Annotated in this window: 24 protein-coding genes; 4 read left to right on the top strand and 20 right to left on the bottom strand. The window is 44.7% G+C overall.

The features are described 5' to 3' along the window. Positions 1 to 612 precede the first annotated feature (612 nt). Both mutH and BSQ33_RS12045 read left to right on the top strand, forming a co-directional pair. Positions 613 to 1,278 (top strand): DNA mismatch repair endonuclease MutH, encoded by a 666-nt coding sequence (gene mutH, locus BSQ33_RS12050; RefSeq protein ID WP_088134167.1) that lies wholly within the window; start codon positions 613 to 615, stop codon positions 1,276 to 1,278. A gap of 235 nt (positions 1,279 to 1,513) precedes the next feature. After that, a complete protein-coding gene (locus tag BSQ33_RS12045) occupies positions 1,514 to 2,563 on the top strand; it encodes an NADP(H)-dependent aldo-keto reductase (protein ID WP_021020699.1) in 1,050 nt (349 codons plus the stop codon). A 101-nt stretch (positions 2,564 to 2,664) separates the two neighbouring features. Here BSQ33_RS12045 and BSQ33_RS12040 read toward each other — a convergent pair whose 3' ends face one another. From BSQ33_RS12040 to brnQ, 5 genes are all read right to left on the bottom strand, one after another. After that, a complete protein-coding gene (locus BSQ33_RS12040; RefSeq protein ID WP_088134166.1) occupies positions 2,665 to 2,916 on the bottom strand; it encodes a DUF1127 domain-containing protein in 252 nt (83 codons plus the stop codon). A 569-nt stretch (positions 2,917 to 3,485) separates the two neighbouring features. Then, positions 3,486 to 4,817 carry a cyclic-di-GMP-binding transcriptional regulator VpsR gene (gene vpsR, locus BSQ33_RS12035; RefSeq protein WP_021020701.1) on the bottom strand — a complete coding sequence of 444 codons (1,332 nt, stop codon included), beginning with the start codon at positions 4,815 to 4,817 and terminating at the stop codon, positions 3,486 to 3,488. Positions 4,818 to 5,171: 354 nt separating this feature from the next. Next, positions 5,172 to 6,704 carry a lysine--tRNA ligase gene (gene lysS, locus BSQ33_RS12030; RefSeq protein WP_021020702.1) on the bottom strand — a complete coding sequence of 511 codons (1,533 nt, stop codon included), beginning with the start codon at positions 6,702 to 6,704 and terminating at the stop codon, positions 5,172 to 5,174. 30 nt (positions 6,705 to 6,734) lie between these two features. Next, positions 6,735 to 7,833 (bottom strand): peptide chain release factor 2 gene (gene prfB, locus BSQ33_RS12025; protein WP_096325360.1). Its coding sequence is split into 2 segments (ribosomal slippage): positions 6,735 to 7,757 and positions 7,759 to 7,833, totalling 1,098 coding nucleotides; the frame shifts between segments, so codons are not numbered across the junction. A gap of 213 nt (positions 7,834 to 8,046) precedes the next feature. Continuing rightward, positions 8,047 to 9,363: a branched-chain amino acid transport system II carrier protein gene (gene brnQ / locus BSQ33_RS12015; RefSeq protein ID WP_021020705.1), complete on the bottom strand. Its 1,317-nt coding sequence runs from the start codon at positions 9,361 to 9,363 to the stop codon at positions 8,047 to 8,049. Between the two features lie 616 nt (positions 9,364 to 9,979). Between brnQ and BSQ33_RS12010 the strand changes: the two genes are divergently transcribed. Together BSQ33_RS12010 and srmB are read left to right on the top strand one after the other, a co-directional pair. Continuing rightward, on the top strand, positions 9,980 to 10,702 hold the full coding sequence (locus BSQ33_RS12010; protein ID WP_088134165.1) for a tRNA1(Val) (adenine(37)-N6)-methyltransferase: 723 nt from the start codon (positions 9,980 to 9,982) through the stop codon (positions 10,700 to 10,702). Positions 10,703 to 10,854: 152 nt separating this feature from the next. After that, complete coding sequence (gene srmB, locus BSQ33_RS12005; protein WP_027694238.1) at positions 10,855 to 12,099, top strand: ATP-dependent RNA helicase SrmB; 1,245 nt, start codon at positions 10,855 to 10,857, stop codon at positions 12,097 to 12,099. An 89-nt stretch (positions 12,100 to 12,188) separates the two neighbouring features. On the opposite strand, the gene prfC is transcribed toward srmB, so the two are convergent. From prfC to BSQ33_RS11930, 15 genes are all read right to left on the bottom strand, one after another. Further along, positions 12,189 to 13,778: a peptide chain release factor 3 gene (gene prfC, locus BSQ33_RS12000; protein WP_021020655.1), complete on the bottom strand. Its 1,590-nt coding sequence runs from the start codon at positions 13,776 to 13,778 to the stop codon at positions 12,189 to 12,191. 346 nt (positions 13,779 to 14,124) lie between these two features. Continuing rightward, a complete protein-coding gene (locus tag BSQ33_RS11995; RefSeq protein ID WP_021020654.1) occupies positions 14,125 to 15,108 on the bottom strand; it encodes a hypothetical protein in 984 nt (327 codons plus the stop codon). 351 nt (positions 15,109 to 15,459) lie between these two features. Continuing rightward, the gene (locus BSQ33_RS11990) at positions 15,460 to 16,002 is read right to left on the bottom strand and encodes a porin family protein (protein ID WP_088134164.1); all 543 of its coding nucleotides are present in this window, start codon (positions 16,000 to 16,002) and stop codon (positions 15,460 to 15,462) included. A gap of 276 nt (positions 16,003 to 16,278) precedes the next feature. Beyond that, positions 16,279 to 17,001 carry a response regulator transcription factor gene (locus BSQ33_RS11985; RefSeq protein ID WP_027694237.1) on the bottom strand — a complete coding sequence of 241 codons (723 nt, stop codon included), beginning with the start codon at positions 16,999 to 17,001 and terminating at the stop codon, positions 16,279 to 16,281. Between the two features lie 229 nt (positions 17,002 to 17,230). Further along, the gene (locus BSQ33_RS11980) at positions 17,231 to 18,799 is read right to left on the bottom strand and encodes a polysaccharide deacetylase family protein (RefSeq protein ID WP_088134163.1); all 1,569 of its coding nucleotides are present in this window, start codon (positions 18,797 to 18,799) and stop codon (positions 17,231 to 17,233) included. Positions 18,800 to 19,150: 351 nt separating this feature from the next. Next, complete coding sequence (locus BSQ33_RS11975) at positions 19,151 to 19,597, bottom strand: low molecular weight protein-tyrosine-phosphatase (RefSeq protein ID WP_088134162.1); 447 nt, start codon at positions 19,595 to 19,597, stop codon at positions 19,151 to 19,153. Positions 19,598 to 19,616: 19 nt separating this feature from the next. Beyond that, on the bottom strand, positions 19,617 to 20,399 hold the full coding sequence (locus tag BSQ33_RS11970; RefSeq protein ID WP_157721387.1) for a DUF2057 domain-containing protein: 783 nt from the start codon (positions 20,397 to 20,399) through the stop codon (positions 19,617 to 19,619). After that, complete coding sequence (locus BSQ33_RS11965) at positions 20,371 to 21,327, bottom strand: porin (protein ID WP_021020648.1); 957 nt, start codon at positions 21,325 to 21,327, stop codon at positions 20,371 to 20,373. The genes BSQ33_RS11970 and BSQ33_RS11965 overlap by 29 nt, the downstream gene beginning before the upstream one ends. A gap of 265 nt (positions 21,328 to 21,592) precedes the next feature. Further along, positions 21,593 to 23,023 carry an O-antigen ligase family protein gene (locus BSQ33_RS11960; RefSeq protein ID WP_232471921.1) on the bottom strand — a complete coding sequence of 477 codons (1,431 nt, stop codon included), beginning with the start codon at positions 23,021 to 23,023 and terminating at the stop codon, positions 21,593 to 21,595. 84 nt (positions 23,024 to 23,107) lie between these two features. Continuing rightward, the gene (locus BSQ33_RS11955) at positions 23,108 to 23,584 is read right to left on the bottom strand and encodes a hypothetical protein (RefSeq protein ID WP_088134159.1); all 477 of its coding nucleotides are present in this window, start codon (positions 23,582 to 23,584) and stop codon (positions 23,108 to 23,110) included. A 301-nt stretch (positions 23,585 to 23,885) separates the two neighbouring features. Further along, complete coding sequence (locus BSQ33_RS11950) at positions 23,886 to 24,701, bottom strand: polysaccharide deacetylase family protein (RefSeq protein WP_157721386.1); 816 nt, start codon at positions 24,699 to 24,701, stop codon at positions 23,886 to 23,888. Positions 24,702 to 24,718: 17 nt separating this feature from the next. Next, positions 24,719 to 25,162, bottom strand: a complete 444-nt coding sequence (locus BSQ33_RS22115) for an acyltransferase (RefSeq protein ID WP_106406978.1) — start codon at positions 25,160 to 25,162, stop codon at positions 24,719 to 24,721. Between the two features lie 62 nt (positions 25,163 to 25,224). Continuing rightward, positions 25,225 to 25,698, bottom strand: a complete 474-nt coding sequence (locus BSQ33_RS11940; protein WP_021020643.1) for a glycosyltransferase — start codon at positions 25,696 to 25,698, stop codon at positions 25,225 to 25,227. Further along, the gene (locus tag BSQ33_RS11935) at positions 25,695 to 26,144 is read right to left on the bottom strand and encodes an oligosaccharide biosynthesis protein Alg14 (RefSeq protein WP_021020642.1); all 450 of its coding nucleotides are present in this window, start codon (positions 26,142 to 26,144) and stop codon (positions 25,695 to 25,697) included. Before BSQ33_RS11935 ends, BSQ33_RS11940 begins: the two co-directional genes overlap by 4 nt. Continuing rightward, complete coding sequence (locus BSQ33_RS11930) at positions 26,134 to 26,880, bottom strand: heparin lyase I family protein (protein WP_157721385.1); 747 nt, start codon at positions 26,878 to 26,880, stop codon at positions 26,134 to 26,136. The genes BSQ33_RS11935 and BSQ33_RS11930 overlap by 11 nt, the downstream gene beginning before the upstream one ends. Positions 26,881 to 26,886: the final 6 nt, after the last annotated feature.

Raw genomic sequence — 26,886 nt, 5'->3', positions numbered from 1 at the left:
AAAAATTAACTTCTCCTGATTTTTTCATAGATCCCCAGATGTAGCAAATATCCATTGACAATAAAAACAAAAATACCCGGTGGACTAAATTTGATATTTCATAGCAGATAAGTAACTTATTAACACAAGATGACAAATTTAGCGGATCTTATTCACCTTTTCTGTGAGTAACTATGTGAAAAAGTGATAGATTACTCACAATATTTAGATTCTATCCTCGCAACAAATCTTTTAACGACCACGACGCAAATTAAATTAGCCTTTATTTATCAATGATTTAAATTAAAATACATCACACTTATGATCCCAATTTGATTCACAAGGATCAATCACCTCACCACATTGAACAAAGATCAACCACCACCATATTTATCCACACGACAATCGCGATTTTGCTGAAAAAATAACAGAACCCGCCGAAAAAACCTGTATATACATCCATATCCTGAAGCAATAAATCATTACACATCAGCATCCTGTGGATAAACTGAGGACATCATCAGCGAAAAGCACTTTCAGAGAACCCATGACGACCTCTCATTTCATCTGTTAAACTAACGCGTATTACATCCTGAACGGATGCACTTCCACGACGAATATCCGAAAAATCTTATGAGACCAGAACCAAAGACAGAGCGTGAATTACTTGACAGAGCTTGGGAGATAGCCGGACTCAGTTTTGCAGAACTTGCAGACATGGCCCGGATGAAAGTCCCGATGGATCTGAAAAAAGATAAAGGCTGGGTCGGGCAACTTCTCGAATGGCATTTGGGGGCAACAGCAGGAAGTAAACCGCAACAAGATTTTGAAAAACTGGGCATTGAACTAAAAAGTATTCCCATCAGCTATGTTGGCAAGCCACTCGAAACCACATTCGTCTCCGTAGCACCACTCACAGGTGTCCATGGTTTGACGTGGGAAAACAGCCATGTCAGGAACAAATTGTCACGAGTCCTCTGGATCCCCGTTGAAGGAGAACGCGATATTCCGCTTTCTGACAGAAAAGTCGGTGCACCACTATTATGGAGTCCCTCACCAGAACAAGAGGCACAACTCAAAAATGACTGGGAAGAGCTCATGGAGTTCATTGTTCTAGGACAGATCGAGCAAATCACCGCCAGACATGGAGAGATCCTTCAATTACGCCCGAAAGCAGCCAATGGTCGTGTCAAAACGGAAGCTTACGGTTATAACGGAAAATTAATCCGTACACGTCCCCGAGGGTTTTATCTACGGACGCAATTTACCGCACAGATCCTCGCTCATCATTTCATATAGCGACAGTATCATTTACTCCTTACAACACACCACAACGCACAGCCCCCTCATCTTGAGTGATTCAGCGTGATACTGGTTATTCTTCATCAATGATTTACGATTAATTTCTATTTCCTTTTCGATAGGAATTTCGCTTATAGTGAATGGCGAAGCATATATAACCACGCTCAAACCTAATGAAGATATGCAGTCGGAGCTACTGGATAATTGGTCCTCTAACAAGAAAGGAAGTCATATGCATTATACAAAGCTGCCTCACTCAACATTAGAAGTCAGTAAAATCTGCCTTGGCACCATGACCTTCGGTCAACAAAATACATGTGATGATGCTTGCAGCCAACTTGACTACGCCCTCGAACGAGGCGTGAATTTTATCGATACCGCTGAAGTCTATCCCATCCCCCCTTCTCCGGAGACTCAGGGAAGAACAGAAGAATTTATCGGCCACTGGCTTGAAAAGTCAGGTAAGAGAGAGAAGATCGTTCTGGCAAGCAAAGTTGCCGGGCCAGTGAACGCCGGACCAAGAAATCCACTTCAGATCAGGGAAAATATGGCCCTGGATCACCGTAATATCCATCAGGCCATTGACGATAGTCTCGCGCGCTTGAAAACCGATTATATCGATTTGTACCAACTCCACTGGCCGCAACGCCAGACAAACTGTTTTGGAACACTCAACTATCCCGAACTTCCGCAACAAGAAGAAGTCACATTGATTGAAACGCTGGAGGCGATGACGGATCTCGTCCGGGCAGGAAAAATTCGCTATATCGGTGTTTCTAATGAGACCCCTTGGGGCGTGATGACCTATCTTCGCTTAGCCGAAAAACATGATTTACCTCGGATTGTCACCATTCAGAATCCATATAACCTGCTGAACCGTAGCTTTGAGATCGGCCTGTCAGAAATCAGCCATTTTGAAGGGGTGCAACTACTGGCTTACTCCCCACTTGCATTTGGTATTCTCAGCGGGAAATATCTTGATGGCGCCAAACCGGAAGGGGCACGTTGTACACGCTTCGAACGTTTTAAACGTTACTTCACTCCTCAAGGGATCAAAGCAACAGAAGCTTATATTCAACTTGCCCGAGATTATCAACTTGATCCGGCACAAATGGCGCTGGCTTTCGTCAACCAGCGCTCTTTTGTCGGTTCCAACATCATCGGTGCGACGACATTAGATCAATTAAAAAGTAATATCGATAGTATTGATGTCACATTGTCGGATGAGATTATTGGCAAAATTAATGACATTGCCACAACCTACTCTAACCCTTGTCCGTAATTTTTACTGATATTGATTGCCCTAAACCTTATCGAAGGTCACCGATGGGCTGATTGAGTACCAGGCCAAAAGGATTAAAATCCCCTTTTGGCCTGTTTCAGTTATGTCGGTATTCGCAATGATATAAACTGACTGAGCAGGTGCATACGACGAGCTACACGCTGATCTTCATTGATTGAACGACCAAAGGGGCGACCATCAGCTTCCAGACCGATATCACGTAATAAATATGGGTTATCCCATGGAATATCGTAAGCACTTCGACTTACTTTTCTTCTCCATACCCGTTCTTCACGACGTAAATCGACTCGGATGAGCCATGCTGCAAGTGATAAATAAAGTGAATGACGCATAGTAGTATCTCCTGAGGATCATTGGCCGGAGGAAATCTAGCGACACTTAACAGAATGCAGAATAGGGAATTGAATTCTTTGACTTATTAAGCTGCTACATTTCCGCAGCCTAATAAAAAAGCTTACGGATTGATTAACTAAAAATATCTCGTTTCATTTGTCGCGGCATGCAATGCTTAGCACTTGCCAGCAAGTTACAAACAGAATGAGATGAAGACACACAAACAGAAATAATGCAGAATATAGATTTCATAGCGTGTCTCCTTTAGTTATTACAATCCAGTTAATATTATGGTCGAAACCACAACGATAATTTAATGGCAATAAGCCAATAAATCAATCAATGAACGAATGATATTCTGAAAAAAATAGATTAGTTCAATAATCAACAATCATCCATCTATTCATGATGACATTTAACTAGAATAAATTATTTTACTGAAACAATTCACTGACACTATTTTAAGTCATACGAATATTTGATAAAACGAAAAAAGCCTTACTGAAATCATAAGGCTTTCAAACTGTATCATACAACTTTGCTAAAATAAGATGTTCAAAAAATATAATTAGTTTATATCTTCAGAAATTAAATTATGTTTATTCAACAAACGATACATTGTCGCTCTTGATATACCTAACTCTTTTGCTGCCTGAGTAATTTGCCCGGAATTAGACTCAAGCACCAACATCAACGCCTCTTTTTCTGAACGTTCACGGATACTTTTCAGACTTAATTTCCCATCCCCAAATTTTGGCAAATCCAGATTACTCTCACCGAGCATAACGGTATCAGACATCAAAACCATTCGTTTTACCTGATTAATTAACTCACGAATATTCCCTGGCCAATGATAGCGGGAAAGTATTTTGAGAGCATCTTCTGTAAAATCTCGGGCCTGAGCATTATATTCTTTTGAAAATTGCTGAAGATAATGACGGGCAATTAAAGGAATATCGGAAACACGTTCTTTCAAGCTGGGCACATTGATTCGCAGTACATTAATATAGTGATATAGCTCATCATTGAAATTACCATCAATCAAAGCCTTCTCTATATCTGTCGCATTTGCGGCCAATATTCGGACATCAGCAGTCTGAAGTCCTCTCGATGTCTCAACCGTCCCTTCTTGGAAAAAGCGGAGCAAATTTAACTGCTGATCTTTCGTAATCGATAAAATATCATTCAGAAGAACCGTCCCCCCATCTGCTTTTTCCAGAATGGAAACAAAATCATCATCAGCATCGATACCAAACAACTCCATCGCAAAACGTTTTTCGGACATTGCTCGGCAATTCACAGAGATAAATGGCTTTTTGGAACGGGAAGAGGAATGATGGACTGCTTTGGCAACCAACTCTTTCCCTGAACCACTTTCACCATGAATCAAAATACTCACATCGGTCGGTCCAATTCTTTTGATCTGATCACGGAGTCGTTTCATTGGAACCGACTCGCCAATCAAGCCAAAATTATCGTTTAACCCATAGTGAGGCCATACTTTTTTCTCAAGCTTCAACATTCCAAGCTGATGTCCAATCGTGCTCAATAACTGCGCATCAGGAATTGGCGCTGTAAAGAAATCAATACAAAAGTTTACAATAAATTGACATATTGTATCTGAGCTTAATTGTGACTCGCGAATGAATGCCAGCCATCGAACTTGTCTATGACTACTAACTAAGTTCGCAACCCCATTTAAACTGAACTCATCGTGACTTAAATCGACAATACCAATACAAGGACCGACTTCATCAAAAAAGACATCTGCCTTTCTTAAATCGCCGACTTGAGAACATCGCCAACCAACTTGTTCTAATACCGAAAGCCATGGTTCATACGTGCCACCAACCACGATAAGAGAACCTGGCACAGAGTCCATACGGAACTGATTACCCATGAACTATTCCTTATCATTTATTCATATTGTTATGTTATTTGGGGGCTTATATAGTATTAATTATTAATAATTACGCTACCATAGGCACGAATTAAAAAACGCATATTCTTAATTATGAGACTAACATAAGAAATTACATAAAAAGAACAGAAGCGATAAAATACTACGACCCGTTTTCCTTATCCGATGACAACTACTTAAATATATCCCCCCTTTCAACTCCTCTAATATATGAAATCATCACTGGTCTAATCATCCTACCTTCTCTTTCAGATAAAACAAAGCCTTTCCCGAAGGAAAGGCTTTCCGTATTTTTTAGCACTTTAATCCATAACAAGTGATAAATTTAGTCAATTATCCCTGATGACGCATTGCTGGAAATAAAATCACATCTCGAATCGTATGCGTGTTTGTAAACAGCATCGCCAAGCGATCAATACCGATCCCCTGTCCGGCAGTCGGTGGTAAGCCATGTTCTAGCGCAGTAATATAATCCGCATCATAGAACATTGCTTCATCATCACCAGCATCTTTTGCATCCACTTGAGCTTTAAAGCGTGCATCCTGATCTTCAGCATCATTCAGCTCAGAGAAACCATTGGCAACTTCTCGGCCACCGATAAAGAACTCAAAGCGATCCGTCAGGAATGGATTGTCATCACTACGGCGAGCCAATGGGGAGATATCAGCCGGATAACCAGTAATGAACGTCGGTTGAATCAGTTTGGGTTCAGCCGTCTCACCAAAGATCTCCTCGAGTAACTGACCACATGTCCAGAATGGTTCAACATCGATATGTAACGATTTAGCAATCGCGACCATCAGGTCACGATCCTGAATCTTGTCATTATCAAGGCTTTGAATATCAGCATGGTCAGGGTTGTAGTGCTTCACTGCCTCTAACATGCTCATCCGTGTATAACGGCCACCGAACTCAACCATTTCATCCCCATAAGGCATGGCGGTCGAACCCAGCACTTCCTGAGCAACCGAACTCAGCATCTCTTCCGTCAAATCCATCAAATCGTTATAGTCAGAATAAGCCTGATAGAATTCCATCATCGTAAATTCAGGATTATGCCGAGGGGACAGCCCTTCGTTTCTGAAGTTACGGTTGATTTCAAATACACGGTCAAAGCCACCCACGACCAAACGCTTCAAATAGAGCTCCGGCGCAATTCGCAGATACATTTCCATATCTAACGCATTATGGTGTGTAATAAACGGACGTGCCGCTGCACCACCGGGGATGCTCTGCATCATTGGTGTTTCGACTTCAATGTAGCCTTTGCCAATCATAAAATGACGAATCGCGCTAATCAGTTTAGAACGAATAATAAATGCTTGGCGCGAATCTTCGTTCATAATCAGATCCACATAACGTTGACGGTAGCGCATTTCCTGATCCGTCAGACCATGAAACTTCTCTGGCAATGGACGCAGCGCTTTCGTCAGCAATTGATAGGATTCCATATTGACATACAGATCGCCTTTACCGGATTTATGCAGCGCACCTTTCACACCAATAATGTCACCGATATCCAAACCTTGATACTTGGCTTTCAGCGCTTTCTGCACATCTTTACCTGCATAGGCTTGAATCCGACCGGAAGTTTCTTGAATCACCAAGAAAGGCCCGCGTTTTGCCATAATTCGTCCGGCAATGGCGACAACATGATTCAATGCTTCCAATTCTTCTTTTGTCTTTTCACCGAATGTTTGTTGCAAATCACTGGCTAAACTATCACGTCTAAAGTCATTGGGATGACCGTTTGCCTTACAATCCTGACGGATATAATCTAACTTGCCGCGTCGTTCTGCGATAAGTTTATTCTCTTCTTGTCTGTTACTTTCTTGAGTCGTTTCGTTTTGAATCGCATCAGTCATTTCGATGTACCTGTCATATCGGTGAAAAGCTTAAAGACCTGATTTCAGGCTTGCTTCAATGAATTTATCTAAGTCTCCATCCAGAACCGCCTGAGTATTGCGGTTTTCGATCCCCGTTCTCAAATCTTTGATTCGCGAGTCATCAAGCACGTAAGAACGAATCTGACTGCCCCATCCGATATCAGATTTGGCATCTTCGTTCGCTTGCTTCTCGGCATTCTGTTTATGAAGTTCAAGTTCAAACAGCTTCGCACGAAGTTGCTTCATCGCTTGATCTTTGTTTTTGTGCTGGGAGCGGTCCGTCTGACACTGAACAACTGTATTGGTCGGTAAATGCGTAATCCGTACCGCAGATTCAGTCGTGTTGACGTGCTGACCACCCGCGCCTGAAGCCCGGTAAACATCGATACGCAGATCAGCAGGATTAATATCAATAGCAATGTTTTCATCAACTTCCGGATAGACGAATGCAGATGCAAAAGAAGTATGACGACGGCCACCTGAATCAAACGGAGATTTACGCACCAGACGGTGAACACCGGTTTCTGTCCGCAGCCATCCATAGGCATATTCGCCAATGATCCGCACCGTGACGGATTTCAGACCAGCGACTTCTCCCTCGGAGACTTCAATTACTTCCGTCTTAAAACCTTTGGCTTCGGCCCAGCGCAGATACATCCGCAACAGCATCGACGTCCAGTCTTGTGCTTCCGTACCACCGGAACCGGCCTGAAGGTCAATATAACAGTCGGATGAATCATGCTCTCCTGAGAACATGCGACGGAATTCCAGCTTCTCCAGATTTGCTTCTAGCTCATCCAGTTCAGGGCCGATCTCATCGAATGTTTCCTGATCTTCAGCCTCAACCGCCAGTTCAAGCAAACCTTCGACATCATCGACACCACGATCCAAGAGATCGATGGTTTCAACAATAGCCTCCAACGTGGCTCGCTCTTTTCCTAGCGCCTGAGCCCGTTCGGGTTCGTTCCATACTTCGGGTTGTTCAAGCTCTGCGTTGACTTCTTCGAGACGTTCTTTTTTTACATCATAGTCAAAGATACCCCCTCAGGACATTTGTGCGTTCAGACACGTCCTGCAGGCGGTTTTTTATCGGGTTGATTTCAAACATGATTGCTCAATCGTTTATTAGAGTAGAATTTAACCGAAGAATTCTACTGAAAAATGTGATGAAGATACAGGAAAAATTGCTGGTTCCACATGAGTTTCCAGCACGCGATAGAATCGAACTGAACGCCCATGTTCTCAGGAATCATGCACGTTCAGTGATTTGGGGAGAAGAATCGCTGTGATGAATCGTAAGCAAACGCTCACTCACGACATATCAATTGGCTGCTTCGTTAACTTCCATGGGTTGCTCTGAACGAGACATGCCAAACATCGCCACAAAAATAATTGCAGTCGGTAATATCCAACCCATACCAATATTAAACAGTGGTAAGAAGCTGAAAAAGGAAACATCCACGCCGACAAACTTAAAAGCGTCGATCAATGCAAACAGAAAAGACACCAACAAAGCGACTCGGTAAGCAACTTTAGGATTCGGTAACTTATTTCGGACAAATGTCAGCGCAACCAGCGTAATCGCCACCGGATACAATGCAAATAAGACCGGAATCGACAGTGAAATTAACTGACTCAACCCCACATTCGCGATCACAGCACAAACGACACTGTTCACTATCACCCACTGGTGATAACTGAATCGCGTCAGAGAGCTAAAGTAATCAGAACACGCTGAAATCAAGCCAATCGCAGTCGTCAAACAAGCCAACAATACAATGATCGATAAGACAAACTGACCGAAGTAACCAAACATCGCCTGCACATACAGACTGAGTATCACCCCACCGTTGTCAGCTCCGCTAGCAATAGCAGAACTGGTTGCTCCCAGATAGAACAATGAAATATAGACAAATGCGAGTCCGAAAGCCGCGATAAAGGCAGCAGCAATCAGATATTTGGTGGTCGCTCGGGATTCAGTAATCCCTTTGCCCCGCAGAACATCAACCATCAACATCCCGAACATCAACGAAGCGAAGGTATCCATCGTGTTATAACCTTCGAGAAAACCAGTGGTTAAAGGCTTTTCCAGATATGCCCCTTGCGCCGCAGTAATGGTTCCTTGTGGATGAATAAACACGCCAACAGCGACAATAATCAGACCGATAAACAACGTCGGGGTTAAAACCTTACCAATCAAATCAATCAGTTTCCCCTGAGACCAGGAGAAGAAAGCCGCAATCACAAAAAATAGGACAGAGAAAAAAGTAAGATTAGAGAAGCTACTTTCACCGACTAATGGTTTAAACGCCATCTCAAAAGCAACCAGCCCTGTACGAGGGGCGGCAAAAGCGGGGCCGATAATGATAAAAATCAATACCGCCATAATCGTTGATACTTTGAGGGGCAAATCTTTGGTTAGGTGTTGCCAGCTTCCGCCAGCCACAGCGACCGCAATAATCGCAATCAGCGGGAGTCCGACAGCTGTCAGTAAAAAGCCCCCCATTGCAGATGACAGGTTTTCGCCGGCCATTTGTCCGGCAAGCGGCGGAAAGATAATATTGCCTGCGCCAAGAAAAAAAGCGAACAGCATAAAGCCGACCGCCATAATATCGGTTAATTTCAATGTCTGTTTCACAGATCACCTTCTTATGTTGATGTTGTGTTTGTAACTGCGACAGTAGACTGCCTTTCATTTTTTGCGCGATCATGAACAAACAGAATGAAATAATCAATAACACAATAACAATTAGTCAATCGATCCATGTAAATTCACATTTACTAGAACAATAAACCAATAAAAACGCAAAATATTGATACAAAAACACACATCATTTGGTACAAAACATTCACAAAAACAGCCACAACGAAATGGCCTTGAAAGGTGATGCGATTCCTGCCAACATCTCGCCAAAATGTACGTCTTATACCCAAATGACCTCAAGATGCAGTTTCAGCGAGAATCACTGGGCTCAGAGGCAAAGCAGAGATTTGAGTCATAGCCATTCTATGGCGAGAATCTCTAACACAGTCTCTGAGCTCAGTGAACTCGCCCTTCGGGAGTGCTTGAATCGGCGCCTTTCTGCGTCAAATGCCATTGAAATGGGAAGGCCATTCCTGCCGACATTTTCCTTGAATGAAGCCGATTGAAGACACTCTGAATCCTGCATCTTGAGGTTACTTGGGTATATGGACTGAAAATCGTTCAAAAACGGCTTCAAGAAATGAAGTCTGTTACGGGTAAAATAATCTTTATGAAGCAACAATCACAGCATCCCAAAACATTCCATTTCAAACAATTTTCAGTATCCGGCGGAGAATGTGGCATGCCCGTTAGTACCGATGGCGTGTTATTGGGCGCTTGGATGAAGGGGGAAAACCTCCGCTCGATTCTCGATATCGGTACCGGCACAGGCTTACTCGCTTTATGTTGTGCCCAACGTTTTCCGGAGGCACACATCACGGCACTCGATATTGATGAACAAGCGATTCAGACCGCAATCCATAACTGCAACCATTCCCCGTGGGCTTCACGGATCGCGATAAAACATCAAGATATCTTAACCTTTGCCCCCCACTCGAATTATGATGCGATCATCTGTAACCCGCCCTATTTTACCAACGGACAGGTGTCCATTACCCCGGCGCGAGCCCTTGCCCGCCATGTTGCTGGCTTTTCCCACCAACAGCTCTTACATCACTGCCAGCATTTACTTTCTCCGTCAGGGCAAATCAGCTTGATTCTGCCTTGTCAGGAAGCAAATACATTAATTGAGCAGGCCAAACAACAAGGCTGGTTCTTAACCCGATATTGTCTTGTTTCACCGACAACAACAAAGCCACCGACGCGATTGCTATTCTCACTCAGTCGATCGGCACACGATACTTGTGAAGTCACCAACCTCACCATCCGGGCACAAAACCGCTATACCGCTGCATTTACCGAACTCACCCAAGCGTTTTATCTGAAGATGTAAAAAAGGATGTAAGATCGTGATGGAAGTCTCTATAATGCCGAGCTTTAGTTTTGCCATCCCGATTGCACAGGTTACTGATAACGGATAGCTTAACAGATAGTTTGATGAATGAGCGTTTTGATGCAGAGCGTTCGACAAGCAGAGAAATAGCCGTGATTAAAAATTTTTCAGACTTAGAACTCGATCCCTGTCTTCTTGAAGCCATTGAAAAAGCAGGATTTACTCGCCCAACACAAGTTCAGGCCGAGTCCATTCCTTACGCTTTAGACGGTCGGGATGTCATGGCTTCTGCCCCGACAGGCACAGGAAAAACCGCAGCGTTTGGCCTGCCCGCGATTCAGTACTTAATCGATTTTCCCCGTAAAAAACCGGGGCCAGCTCGGATTCTGATCCTCACGCCGACTCGTGAACTGGCCGCTCAGGTCTCGGAACAGATTCAAACACTGGCTCAGTTTACCCATCTAAAAATCGTTACGATTACCGGTGGTGTCCAATATCAGCAACATGCTGATCTGCTGAATGCAACACAGGACATTGTGGTCGCGACTCCCGGCCGGTTGATGGAATACATTGAAGCTGAGCGTTTTGATTGTCGGGCAATTGAGTGGCTGATCCTGGATGAAGCGGATCGGATGCTGGATATGGGCTTCGCACCGACCGTGAATCGCCTTTCTTCTGAATGTCGTTGGCGTAAACAGACCTTGTTGTTCTCTGCCACCCTCGAAGGCAAAGGCGTTGATGGGTTTGCTGAAGATCTATTGAATGAACCGGCAGAAGTTCGCGCGGAACCACCACGCCGGGAAAGAAAGAAAATCACTCAGTGGTATCACCGGGCAGATAGTCTGGTGCATAAAAATGATCTGCTGAAAGAGATTCTGACCACCCAGTCTCAGCGAGCTATCGTATTCGTGAAGACCCGTGATCGACTGGCAGATCTACGTACAGAACTAGAACGGAGTCAGATTCCCTGTGCCTGGATTCAGGGAGAGATGCCTCAAGAACGTCGAAACAATGCTATCACCCGTTTTCGCGAGGGTGATATCAATATTTTACTGGCGACCGATGTTGCTGCCCGTGGCTTAGACATTTCTGATATCAGCCATGTCATCAATTATGATATGCCCCGGACCGCAGATGTGTTTCTGCACAGAATTGGCCGGACCGCGCGGGCCGGTAAAAAAGGGATCGCAATTTCTCTGGTCGAAGCGCATGATCAACCAATGATCGAACGGATTCAGCGTTATATGAACGAAGAGATTAAAGAACGGTTTATTGATGGGTTACGACCCAAACATAAAAAGCCCGTCTTCAAAAAGAAAAAGTCTCCGGAGAAGAAGAAATCGGCCACCAAAGATAAAAAATCCGTGAAAAAGAAAGTCGCTAAAAAGAAGAAATAACATCGGTTAAACGTCGTGATCAAAAAAGCTCCCTGAGGGAGCTTTTTTGTTTCTATCGAGACAAAATCGTTAAAAAGACGATACTGCGATTAATGCTCACGCGTTGCTCGGAAATCAATGTCCGGGAAGCGCTCTTTCGCCAGATTGAGATTGACCATTGTCGGTGCAATATAAGCCAGATTATCGCCACCGTCTAAAGCCAGATTCGCCTGATTCTTACGCTGGAATTCATCTAACTTCTTGGTATCATCGCACTCGACCCAGCGCGCGGTTGCAACGTTAACACTCTCGTAAATCGCTTCCACGTTGTACTCGGATTTCAGACGCGCAACGACCACATCGAACTGCAACACCCCGACCGCACCGACGATCAGATCATTATTTTGCATCGGACGAAAAACCTGTACAGCACCTTCTTCTGATAACTGCACCAATCCTTTCAGCAACTGTTTCTGCTTCAATGGATCTTTGAGACGAATACGACGAAACAGTTCCGGTGCAAAATTGGGGATTCCGGAAAACTTCATCGCTTCACCCTGCGTAAAGGTATCACCAATCTGAATCGTACCGTGGTTATGTAAGCCGATGATATCTCCGGCAAATGCCTCTTCAGCCCGCGATCGATCACCCGCCATAAAGGTGACTGCATCAGAAATACTAATCTGTTTACCGATTCGGACATGATTGATTTTCATGCCTTGCTGATAAGAGCCGGACACAATCCGCATAAAAGCGATCCGGTCACGATGTTTGGGATCCATATTGGCCTGTATTTTAAATACGAATCCAGAGAATTTCTCTTCGGTTGCCTCGACTAAGCGTTCAGATGTTTCACGCGGCAACGGTGCCGGCGCCCACTCAGTCAAACCATCGAGTACATGATCGACTCCGAAGTTCCCCAACGCAGTACCGAAGAATACCGGTGTCAGTTCCCCCTGAAGAAACAGCTCCAGATCAAACTCATTCGATGCCCCGACGACCAGTTCCAGTTCCTCTCTTAACTGTGTTGCCAGATCATCCCCTATCGCTTGATTGAGTGCCGGATTATCGAGACCTTTGACGATGCGCAACTCTTGGATGGTGTGCCCCTGACCAGTAGAATACAAAATGGTCTCGTCACGGTGTAGATGATAAATACCTTTAAAGTTTTTACCGCAGCCAATTGGCCAAGTGATCGGCGCACAGAGAATATTCAGCTCATTCTCAACTTCATCCAGCAACTCCATCGGATCGCGGATATCCCGGTCCAACTTGTTCATAAAGGTCACGATCGGTGTATCTCGCAGACGGGTTACTTCCATCAGCTTACGCGTCCGATCCTCGACCCCTTTTGCGGCATCGATCACCATCAGACAAGAGTCAACCGCTGTCAGCGTGCGATACGTATCTTCAGAAAAGTCTTCGTGTCCGGGGGTATCGAGCAGGTTGACCAAACAATCATTGTAAGGAAACTGCATGACTGACGTGGTAATCGAGATTCCCCGCTCTTTTTCCATATCCATCCAGTCTGATTTCGCATGTTGATTCGAGCCACGCCCCTTTACGGTACCGGCTTGTTGAATCGCACGTCCGAACAACAGCACTTTTTCAGTAATGGTGGTTTTACCCGCATCCGGGTGGGAAATGATAGCAAAGGTTCTTCGCTTATTAACTTCGTTAAGAAAATTCTGGTCAGCCATGAATAAAATCTTTTATCTGTACACGGATTTGTACACATGTTTCAAGCTGCCTTTCGGGCGCGCCGCAGATCAAATCCGTCATGTGAATCGTAAGAGGCTGCTATTCTCGCTGATCTTGGCTGTTTAAACAATCAATGGTTATTGATTCGGTCAGCATTTACTTTCAGCGTGCACCGATGCTCAGTTGTCGCGGTTTGCAATCATTGCATCTTCAGCTCATAAACGACTGTGACTCAACCACAAATTCCTTCGCGACTAAAAATCGATGATGTTTGTCGAACGACACCAATAAGGGTGTTGTTGCCGTTGATCGGTATGACAGGGGATTAAGAGCCCTTAATACGGGTCAATGAAGATAATGATGTCCCAACAGAATAGTTAAAGACAAAGTTAAAGAATACTCTGGCCGATAGCCATTCCCAGCATCATCTGTAACTTGAGGTTTCACTGCGCCAATCAGCCAGTTTTTATGTAATACTCGAGTGTATTCTACATAATATAAAAAGCTGGCCGGTTTGAGCTTTGATCGACCAGACTGTAAAAGGCTAATATTATAGCCAATACTACTTTTTTCGTTTAGTTTTTGATTAACAAAAAAATTCTCTCTTGAGTATAGTCGTTCCGTCTGATCCACGACGGTCAGCTCGAAGTCTGCTCCATACTGAAAAGTCTCATGAGCAAAATTATTAGCCGCCAGTCGGTAACGAGCCCCGGCCCCTTTAGAGTAATAGGCAAACAGACCTGTTTCCTGAGCAATTTCCCAGCTTTCCGTTGTATACCGTTGAGGAAACCGAAATTGAACAAATGGATCCAAGGGTAAAGAGACTAACACCCCAAACTCCATTCCCCAGTACTGTTGTGCATATCGCACTGCGGCAGTTGCATGCGTTCTCAATGCCGAGTCAGCGACTTTATCCCATTGAGAGGACTCATTTAAAGCATTCTCATCTGATGAATCAAAGTATTGATTTAATGAATCAGCATAACCCTCAAACACTAAGTCTAACTGATTACGCGTATCGGGTAAGTGAAATGTCGCGCCGACATCATAAAAGCCAGCTGTATGCCCCCCCTTGATTATCGTACCGCCTCTCAGGCTGACATCGCTTTCATTCGGTTCGCTTGCCTCTTTTCCTGACAAAAACGAGTCAATCCCTCTGGCCCAAGATTCAACCCCCTCAGAAGCTGATTCATGAGCACTCTGCCACCAAGCTAGTCCACTCGTCCCATCGTTTTTTAAGTCAATTGCATTACCACTTGCGAATAAAAACGGAGAATAAACACTTGTCAAAAAAACGATCAATCCCTTTTCAAATCGCCAAGAAGTCATCTATTGAGTCCTTTACTACTGATTAAAAATAATAGAGAAGAAATCAGTTTCCTCTCAAATATCCACGAAATACGTTGGCATAAAATGACAGTAGCCGTTTACTGTATAAGTATTTAAAATTTCGTTTAGTTTGATATTTTTACACAATTTATTATTTTTCCTGACGACAGATTAAACGATTAAAAAATGTTGTAAATAAAGATTAGCAAGCCTGACGTATAATGTCCGACATGAAGGAAAGGCAGAGATGAACACTCTCGTTAGATCATGATGTCGTCAACGAATGCACTCCCGGCGGCACTTTTCATCAGATGAAAAGTGCCGCCGTCTTCTATACTGAACCGGTGAAGATTAAAAGCGATACATCAACCCAACATTGGCGGAGTTAACATCCACATCACTCATCCCTAAACGTTGCAGACCGACGTTGACCGAAAAGCGTTGATTTAAACGAAATAACCATCCCGCTCGTAAATTGTAGCCAATTCCATCGTCATCAATGGTTTTGACGCCATGCAGCTCAACCTCTGTCTGGTTATAATTCATCCCCACAGACGCATAAAGAAACTGGCGTTCCGTGAGGTAAAAGTTTCGGTTGAGACTCAGCGATAGTGCGCGGTAATCAAGCTCCTCTTCTGACTCGGTGATCTCACCGATTTCTTTGCGTGGTATGCTACTTCCCCCACCCATATGTGCACCGACCAATACACTCCAATTCTGATTCAAATCCACACCGGCCTGAATCGCCCCTGTCCATGAAGTATCAATACTGTCCGATGCAGATTCATAATCAGACGAACCGATCCCTGTTTCAATTCCAACCCATGTTGCCGCCTCACTCGTTGATGCGAGTAATACACTAGCAGCGCCTAACAGACTTATGATTTTTTTCATTACTTTTCCTCTGACTACAATGAAAATGGACAAAATGCATCACAACGTCATTATCATTGAACAAAGGCTGAGATTTGAGAGGCTTATGGTGACGCTGTGTGACAGTCTGTAACAGCGTACAGAGGACTCAGTACAGCGCATTGGGTCGTTGGTCGTTCCCAATTGCTATACACAGGCAAGATATGATTTGTCAGAGGGGAAGAGAGGCCCTGTTTACGGCACAGACAAAACGTTCGTGCCCCGGTGGGGTTAAGATTAGGTTTCGGATCGGTCCGCTCAATCCGAATAAACACAGAGTTGGTAGCCGACGCCTCTGACCGTTTTGATCAGCTCTTTACCATTGTCCAGCACCAGTTTTTGTCGCAGGCGGGATATTCTGCGATCAATCGACCGATCTAAACCATCGTACTCAAAACCGCGTATTTTCTGTAAAATCTCATCCCGGCTCACCACTTGACCAACCGTACTCGCCAGTAAAACCAATAGTTCAAACTCTGCGGTCGTTGTCTCAACGGGGAGCTGATTCAACACGACCGTCCGATTACTTAAATCAATCACCAACGGCCCACACATCAGGGTATTCGCTTCTATCGTCGTACTGGCAGGCGGTAATTTTCGTTCTGAACGCCGTAATAAAGCATAAATCCGGGAAAGTAATAAATGGGGCTGCACCTGCTTGATCACATAATCATCAGCACCAATTTCTAATCCCCTCATCTGATCAGCGTCATCGTCTAGAGCCGTTTGCATCAAGATATAGCCGGTATAGAAACGACGTATCGTTTGACAGACTTCCATACCGTTCATTCCCGGTAGCATCACATCAAGAATCACCAAATCCGGCTGAAGATCAGCGACTTGTTTCACCGCATCCGTCCCATTATTCACCGTTATCACGTCAAAACCGTAACGAGACAAAAAATCCGCGATCAAGCCAGCAAGCTCAGTGTCATCTTCAACTAAAAGAATCCGTTTATTGTAATTCGGCAGGGGGGTCATTGATTTCTGGCTCCGCAAAATAAAACGACGTTTGAAACCAGTGTAGCGAAATTCAGCCAAAAAGAATGTAGCAGTTTGTATCAAATCAACCCATTCGGTACTGAATGGGCAGTAACCAGACATCCCCTTTCCGCGACAGCTATAACACCACTTGGTGAACACGAAAAGGGAACACTGTCCGATCTCAATCTGATGTTAGAAAATCAGACCTTGTTAGGCATCGACGCAATTATAATTCGGGAACCGTTTTATCAATATCCCGCTCATACCACTGTGGTTTGGTCAACACAACCAGCTCTCCGGCCTGAACCTTTTCAGCGACGGTATCAACATAAGCTTTGAAAAATGACTCATAAACATCGATCCCCGGATTCGGTGTATCCGGTGTCCATCCTTCTGCGGGATCAGGTACAATCCGATGGAAATAAGTTTCCATGGTGGTACCGCGCAAAATGACTTGCTCTAGCAATGGCGAAAACTGGTTAAATGTCATGTAAGAGACACCTTGACCAATGGTCGTCATCTCTCTGCCACCAAAACCAAACCGGGTATACATATCGCCGCCGACGGTAATCCGTCCTGATTTAAATCCTGCTTTACGTAATGCTGTCGGCAATTTATCTAAATAGAATTCCCCGGATTCGTCATTAAACATGGCAGGTAAATTCTGTGGCGGAATTTTTTGAGACAAAGTGACCGAAGCAACCGATTCCCCACCACCATTAATCACATAGGTATTCTTGGGAATATTCGACCCGTAGACGCGCATCCCGACATGGATAGGATAGTTGTTATCCAGCGTCACCACGTTTGAACCATCCGACATCATGGATGTCACCTGAACCGGTCGAACAGACGTATCGAAAAATCTTCCTTCGGGATAGCACAGATGGAACATCGCTTCAGAATCAAGCCCATGCTGTTCCAATTGATTCCATGAGGAAATCGCGTTGGCAACTGCTGTGCCCACATCCGCAGCATCGGTCATCGGTGTATCATCCGGAGAACCATCCACACTAATCGCCCAGCCAGCGTCTGACAGCATCGAAATTTGCTCCCAAGTCAGTCGATTCACCCAACCAACTTGCTGGGTCGGAACATAGATTGTGCCGACCAACCCATACTGGGCCATATAGGGATATGCAATGCTTGCTATCGTATCTGCCCCATCATCAAACCCAATCACGACTGTGGGTTGACCTTTCGCATTGGCATAAAGGGAATCAATCTTATTGTTAATCATATACGGGGGATTGCGAGACGGTGAACTGACTCGAACTTTTGTCACATCCACCGATTGTGACAGCAATGGATCTTCTGACTGGTGAAACGCAACCCAATACGTTTTCAATGGCGCATTCGAGTTCAGGTTAGCCACATTGAGATGATAATTGACACCGGTGTACGAACCACCAGCCGTGCTAAATCTGACATTCAGATTGCTCGTCACGCGCGGCAAAACTTTACGTACCGCAAAGGCAATCACCCCCATATCCTTCGAATTGACCGGCGTCTGTAATGTCTTCTGAGCAGTAGCATGGGACAGTTCTTCCCCCCTGCCGAGAACAGCCATTGCACCCTGCCCTTCGGTGACCGGGCAGACCTGCTGAAAAACGCCTCCGCGATTGACGGACCATCCCGTCATAGAATCGAAACTTTCCAGTAATTGAGGTGTGGGCAGATTCGTTGTTTCAACCTCACTGGCCTGAACCGTGACAGCACCCACGGCCAAACACACCATGAACAAACCACCGTAGAATCCGTAATGTAAAGATAAAAGCCACCTAGCTAACTTCATATTTTTCTCTCCCTCACTGTTAAACAGACTATTTCATTCATCATGAACCGGGGAGAATCCCCGAGTTACCTCCGGTGCAGTTTCAGCGAAAATGACTGAAGAAAGACACCAAGAAATCCATTTAATTTCAATAAGTAACATCATTCATTCGTCAAGCGTGATCATGCATGGCAAAACAACTTGAAATAACAGAGAAAAGTAAGATTGTTGTATGTCTATGTTTAACCTCTTTATTTTGGAAAGAACGACAAAAGATAGGGGGATTTTATTATGCTACATGTTTATAAATATGGCACAGACTGGCCGAATTGGCTAAAAAATAACCAACTCGTAACATTAGGGAGGGGCGGTTTAGTGACTGATCTTCTCAGCCCAAGCTTGCGCAGCACGGTCAAGAACAGCATAAACCTGTTGAAAAACCGCGGAGGATTTCTGATAGGGATCATCAATTTGGCTGACACCAATCCAATGACCAAAAAGCATCGTTTTATGGCGTGCTTTCGGAAACATTCGGCTCAGCATATCAATCTGATTTTGGTTCATGGCTAAGATTAAATCACAGTCATCGACCATGGTCGCGTGAATTGGCTGTGCCTGATGAGCAGTCAGATCGATCCCTAATGAGCGGGCAATAGCTTGCGCCTCTGGGGCAGCCGAAGCACCGACCAGCCCACTTTTTTCGGTAAGCAATCCGGCAGAGTGCACCGTATGAGAGGGCATGAGACGCCGAAGTCGCTCGGCGGCATAAGGAGAACGGCAGATATTCCCTGCACAAATCACGAGAATATTTTCAAACATAAGAGATCTCTTCAAAGCATTATTGCTGCTCAATCATCCATTTGAGTAAAGCTTTACGTTCTGCATCCGTCGCTTGTAAATACCAAGCCTGAATCTGAGGCACAAAATCACCAGCATATTGGGTATCTGATGCGTCATGAGTAACCGCTTGACGGGAGTTTATCGGGGGTTGTGGTTTCGTGGTCATTTGTCCCTGCACGGTTCTCATCACCATGCGATCAGATGACATCGAAATACCATGCTGGCGATTATAGCGTCCGATGGCGGCTTCAATATTCTGATAGGGCAAAAAGCCGGGATTACCGGGCAGTTCAACCGGATGAAGATCCGTCAACTCGCCCTGTGGATCAACGACTTGCCACTCAACGGTGCCATTCTCAAATGCTGATGCTGCGGCTGAATAGTCACGGAAACGAGAATGGTGTAGCACCATCTGTGTTGATTCAGAAAATGGAATTGAGACAATCAAAGGCGTTGACTGATATTTTTTCTTATGAGAACCGAAACGCAGTGATTCTTCATACCGAAACACGAACTGATGCTGCCCTTCCGGCAGCTTAACCACCGCTGTATGAGCAACTTTCTGACCATCAAGAGCCAATAACTCAACACTTCTCGGTAAGGTCAACTCTGCTGCAAGTGCTGCGCAAGAAAAGCTCCCGGCAAGCACACCTAAAATAAATACAATGCGTTTCAAAATGACTTCCTTTAATGATGTTGATGTATTCATAAATCGATGGTGACTCGACCAACGAGCCACCATACCGACATCATCAGAACGTCGTGTCCATCCCGATGACATAACCCGTTTCTTGATCATTTGCATCGGTCAGACCGACTTCGGCATAGAGCGCGACATCATTTGACAAAGCATAAGTCACATTGACATAGAAATCATTGACATCACCGTTTGATACAGCATTGCTAATGCTATGATCTGTCTCAACAACGGCCCATCCGGCAGCATATTCCAACCGACCGCCATCACTATAGCTCACGGTCAAACCATACGTTGATTTATCCCGATCGGATGCATTTTCCTGCTCTGTCGAAGAGATACCATATGTTGTGGCAAACTGCCAGTCACCATACAGATAGCGGATTTCCAGATCATAGGTACTGATATCAATCTCATTCTTCTGGGCACGTGCAAGGAAAATGGTAAAGTCAAAATCTTCTACTCTTGCACCTAAATTGCCATCGAGCTGATAATCATCGTTACTACCGGTGGTATTATTCTTATTCTCTAAATATGCCAACCCGCCATAAAACATTTCACCGCCGTCATATTTATATTTAATGACCTGATCCCCTTCATTTTTCGCACTTTCAACGAAGGAGGTAAAACCGAATTCATAGTCATCCCCGATCCCGGCGTCGTCCAGAATCGTGGGTTGCGCACCAAAACTAATCGTATGCGACTGAAGGTAGATGATCTTGCCATACACATCACCACGTCTGATCGAACCATTGTCTTCTTCATCATTGGCATCAACATTCATATGTGAGCCAACAACCAAATCTTCGGTCATCTCATAAGTCATATCAAAACCAAACTTCGCTTCGTTCACATTCCATTCAGAATGCTGACTTTTATCCTGAGATTTATAATACTGCACATCCACTTCACCGGATAAATCAACGGTAACACCATCCAGTGAATATATTTCCGCAGCATGCGCCACCGAAGCACAGCTTGCCACTGCTAAAGCAATTAATGTCTTTTTCATTTTATTCCCCGATATTTTAATCGTCCTGACGTCCGACTCACTCCGACAAACAATTTCAGAAAAAATAATTTACGACACAGGCCAAGTGTCATATTTATCGTATTCTGAACGACTTGCAGGATTAATCCATAAATTGAGTGCTTGGACGTCAATTTCATGAAAGTTCTTGTTCAACGTTAAATAAATAAAAATTTTTATTGTGTCATTCTTATAAATAAAACAAATTCTCGGCTGATCTCTCCGTTATCGAATAAAATCACAACGCTCAAATGGTCAGTTTTTCACTGGACATGCTTTCAACGGACAAGTTTTCAACCGCAGCCTGATGACTTTCCGGACGGATTTGAATCTGTCTTACACAGCCAGACAACACGAGCATCAAAATAAATGTCACAGCATTCGCGGGCGCCTGTAGATGAAAATCGACGCTAATTTGTGCCATCATGGCCAAAATCCCCATCAGGCATCCTAACGCAGTGCCTTTTAATGTTTTGCTATGTCTGGTTCTGATCACGTTGAAACAAAACCACAGAGCGACCAGTATCGGTAAACTTAACAAGATCACCGCCGGGATCCCTGCTTCAGCAGCGAATTGAACATAGTCATTATGGGCATAATTGTAATAGCCGATATTGTAGTGCGTGTAGTGCGGGAAAGTAGAATAGAAGCTCCCTAACCCCGTGCCGGTTAACGGATAATCGCGAATAATATCCAGACTCCACTGCACCGCCTGATCGCGAGTCTCCGTTTCAACGGAAGTGGCTTCGATACGCTGCTTGACCTTATCAATACCAAACAACGTCCCCACCAAAAATGTATCAATGATCATCATGGAGATGATTAATGCCGTTAACGCTCTCGGCCTTCTCTTATAAAAACAGAGAGCAATGACTCCACCGAACGCGATCACAGAAAAGAAAACTGCATTGCCCATCCGAGAACGCGTCATGATCAAAGCAATAACCATCACAATCAGACACAAACGGATCATCATTTTGGCGGACATCAGTGCACTGAACCACCGCCTGATACGCACATGCCACGACCCGGATTCAGTCTGATGTAACTGTGAGACAATCAGGCCGATCCCCAGACACAAACACATCACCAGATAATTGGCAAAGTGGTTGAAATACACAAAGGTTCCCGTCGCCCGATGACCTTGCGGCAAACCAAATAACCAGCTTTGATGGCTATTTAATAATACGGTCAAGACGCCATAAAATGATTGGAAAGTCCCGCTGATAACCAGCGCATACAGCACGGTTTTTACACGCTTGACGGAATGGATCAGAATCACTGCATTGAACGCAAATAATGTATAGGCGATCCCTTTCATCAGTCCTGTCAATGTTGCATAGCGGTCGTAGGAAAGACTCCCGACGTCCGCACCGACCTGACGATAAAGCTGAGCCACATCCGGTGCAATGACCCGGAGTATCTCAACCGGTAATGGCATTGCCTGAATCGCAACCCAACACTGAAAGAGACTCAGCGGAGCCAGCAGCCAGACAAATTGTCTGATTTTCCGCCAAGGGAACCGATGCCACAAAGACACACTGAGTAACAGCGTCTGACAAGATATCCAGATTTCAAATATCGACCACGACCACATCCGGTGGCTGCCAAGTGGAATCGGCAGCCAGATCAACATGAGCAATAAAGAATACCAGCACCAACGTTCACTATGAGTCACGGTCTTCCTCCCTCAAGGTCACGTCCTTCATTCTAAATACTGACGGTAAGTAAGGAAGTTACAGCTGCACATCATGATCCGGTATTAACTGGGAGAGATCCCGCTTCCCCGGGAGTGACGTCTGATGATGGGTTCGGGTTGTGTCTCGGCAGGCCCCGCTGCGGTTGCTTGGGCAACAGTCGTCGGGTCAATATTAGCGGCAATGGCAAGTTCCGGTAAAAGCGTCGCATCTAACCCCAAATCAAGTGCCATTGATGCAATCGCCAACGCAGCTTCAGGCGCTGCTTGAAACGCGGTTAACACAAGGCTCTCAAGAGAAACATTTGGCGCTTTACGATACACGGCCTGAAGAATCATCGGTGCGTCAAGCGGTGCTTCCTCTGCCATGAGACGAACCACATCAAGCGGGGCACGCTCAGCAAGCTGTTGCGCGACCTGTTGCCCGATTCGTGCTTGTTGATCCGAAACGGCAGCCGCTGAAACGGTATCAGCCTGCGTCGTCCCGTTATCCGGTGCGGCCATGACGGAAGATGCCAATCCGACACTCCATAAAATATTCACTACCAATCCTTTGCGTTTCATCACAATTACCCGTTGTTATGCCAATTCAACCATGGCAGTCTGCTCCGATAATAAATATAACAATCCATCTGTTGATAAAATTATTATATTCATTCAATAAGGCAAACTATAGGATTAGGCACCAGGACAAACAAGACACCTGAATTGGTAATTGGAAATAATATCAATAGTGAGACAAATATGAGCGGAAATAGACATAAGTAAGACTCATTAATCGCATTACACTCGGATCAATGAGTCTTCTATAAGAGACGAGAAATAAAAATCGCAAGGGAAAGGCTCATTGCTGATGGATATAATCAACAATGTTTTTGTAGGTTGTTACCCAATATTGGTCACGATGCTTCGCCAAATATTGCACTAATTCACGATGTGCTTCGTTACTGATGGATAAATAATCGCCGCCAACACCGTGAAATTTAATGCCAATAATTTTAGTCTGTGGATTCGCAGCTGAACGTTTAATATAATTGATGAGTTGCCGACCAGAGACATTATGGGCAGACCAGTAAACTTCCTCTGGCTTGGGTAATGTGCGCCCATATACCCCCGCGACCAGCGGCCGGACAGCCGATAAATAATCACCACTCTGCGTCATGGTCTCAAAACACGGCGGTGTAAATGTACGACTTTTTTGGCTGTCGAGTAAAAACAGGAACGTATTCGCCATTTTCACTTCAGCCGCCATCCATTCAGGTGTTCGCTGCTCCAGAGAGGCATAAGGTTTGACCCAACTCCGCTCAGGGCCTTTGGATGAACAGGGATGAAACACCGTATGATTACCCAGTTCATGGCCGTTCTGTGCTGCTTTCTTCCACGCTTCAACCTGACGTTCATTATTGAGTGTTGCTGAACCCGGTAATAGATAGAAAGACGCTTTGATATTGTATTTATCAAGCGTGGGAATCGCATGATCCAACTGAGATGACAGTCCATCATCATACGACAAATGAATCGCAACATGTGCTCCATTCGGATATGTGATGGTGTCAGCACTGACTTGAAAAACAGTCACCAAAGCCATGATGATCCCAAAATAAAAACGGCCAAATTTTAACTTTAGCCGATGTTTGTATTGATGATTGATAACGCTCATTAATTTCACCACCATGATTAAACTGAATCTTTCGGAAGAATTCCCAGCCGATTGAGGTGAATGCCCTCTTTCTTAACAATTGCCGGATTGCCAGCCACTAACGTATTTGGCGGAACATCTTTCGTCACAACGGCCCCCGCAGCCACAATGCACGAATCTCCAATCGTCACTCCGGGTAAAATCAGTGAATTGCAGCCGATATGACAGTTCTTACCAATCCGGACATCTGCTTTGAGATGGCGACACATATCATGTGCCAAAATCGCCACCCCAAACGCAACGTATGTTCCTTCATCAATATAGATCCCGTCACCATTGCGTTTATCGATTTTGGCTTTTAAAGAAATTCTGGCTGTTGCATCGATGTGTGTCCCGAAAAAGCGGTTGAGGTACCACACATTCAAAGAAAGCAGACGTTGTCGGAGCTGAATTTGTATCAAGTCTTTAATTTTTTTCATCATCGTTCGTATCAACATATCGTTCGTATCAATATATCGTTCGTGTCAATATATGGACGAGGCAATCATGCACTTGCCAGTGACAGAATATATTGCGCCAATTGATCACGTTCTGGCGTATCCAATCCATCGGGTGCTTGTAATGTCTGATAATTGCTCAGCAATGCTTCAAGCGCTTGTTCATCCCGGGCGGTATAAATTCCTTTCACATTGGAAAATGAATTCAGTGTATCCAACTGATGATCATTGCGATGTTCCTGATACTGGGCCAGCCGGGGGAAAATAATTAACGGCTTGCGGATGCGTAAGCAATTGATAATTGTCCCCATCCCTGCATGAGAGATGATCAATTCAGACTGACGAAACTGGTCGTCGAGTTCATCCGGTGCGAAAAACTTGGCGCTCTGAATTGATTTGGCCTGATAGTCCGACTCACCAATCTGGCTACAAACATCCAGATGATATGTTTCTGCCAATTGATCAACCGTTCGAACCAATCGATCAAACGGTAATTGTGTACCTACGGTTAAAAAAATCATATTACTCTTCCTTGATAAGTCACCTGATGGGACTGAGCGACCTCTTGCCATTGTGAGACAACATGGATACGACACTTCGCGGCCAGCCGCCCTGACAATGACAGCTTTTTCGAGTTGGCAATACTGTCAACCCAGACGGTGTTTATCCCACGCATTTTACTCAGCAGTGCCATCACCAGACCGGGGGCTGCACCAGTGGTCACCACCAGAGACGGTCGTTCTTTGTTCAGGATCTTCAGACACTGGAATACCACTTTTACCGCCAGATAAGCGGTATCGCGGCTAAAATCCGAAATTTGGTAATACCGCTCTCCCGCCATAAAACCGGGCTGCTTATCATAAGTCCCTGCAACGATCCTTTCACAGCAATCAAGCTTTTCAGAAAGCAGGCTCAACTGAACAAAGTGCCCGCCCGGAGAAGCCACCAACAATATCTTATTTTTCATCGTCTACCTCATTGATCGTCAGTGACTTATATTCGATACCCATCAACTCATCGATATTTTTGTCACGGTATAAACCAAACTTAAAATAGTGGTAATAATCGTTAATCATGATGTCATCGGTAAAATCAAACGGATGCCGAACGCCATCCACATCACACCAGCCTGATACCCGACCATCGGTCTGATAGAGCCAGTGCACCTGAGTGCGACAGCTAATTTGCTGCTCGGGCCGGACAGGAATTCTTTCATCGTGATTATCCGTATGTAGTACCAGATAGAGTTGGTCATCATATTCGAGATGATAGGAAAGCGGTGGCGGGCCACTCTTATAGTTTGACCAAGTCTCTCCTTTTCTCGGATCGGGTTGATCATGCCACTGGGCGACAATCACCCACACCCCATCCCATCCTTGAGAAAAGACCGGCGAATCCAATAGCTTAAAAGAGAATTGATAACGAACCGTATCACCGACGTCATACGGGCTCTGGACACTCACTTCCGAACGTTCACCATTAAAGATATAAGAATTATTCCCCGTCAGAATAAACTGTATCCCATCGTCTTTCAGCGCAATGGCTTCAGGACTGGTTTCAAAAAAGAACTGTTCGGCGGGTTGGTTATATCCAAGTACTTGTTTCAACTTGGCAGATTGCTGCTCGTCAGTGCAACAGGCCGCAGCTGTTGCGGCATAACTCCCCAAAACTCCAAAGAGACATAGATATAGAATTTTCTTCATAATCAT

The organism is Vibrio gazogenes (assembly GCF_002196515.1).
In the GTDB taxonomy this organism is placed as follows: domain Bacteria; phylum Pseudomonadota; class Gammaproteobacteria; order Enterobacterales; family Vibrionaceae; genus Vibrio; species Vibrio gazogenes_A.
Note: the sequence above shows the minus strand (reverse complement) of the source record. Positions and strands in the feature narration are given on the sequence as shown.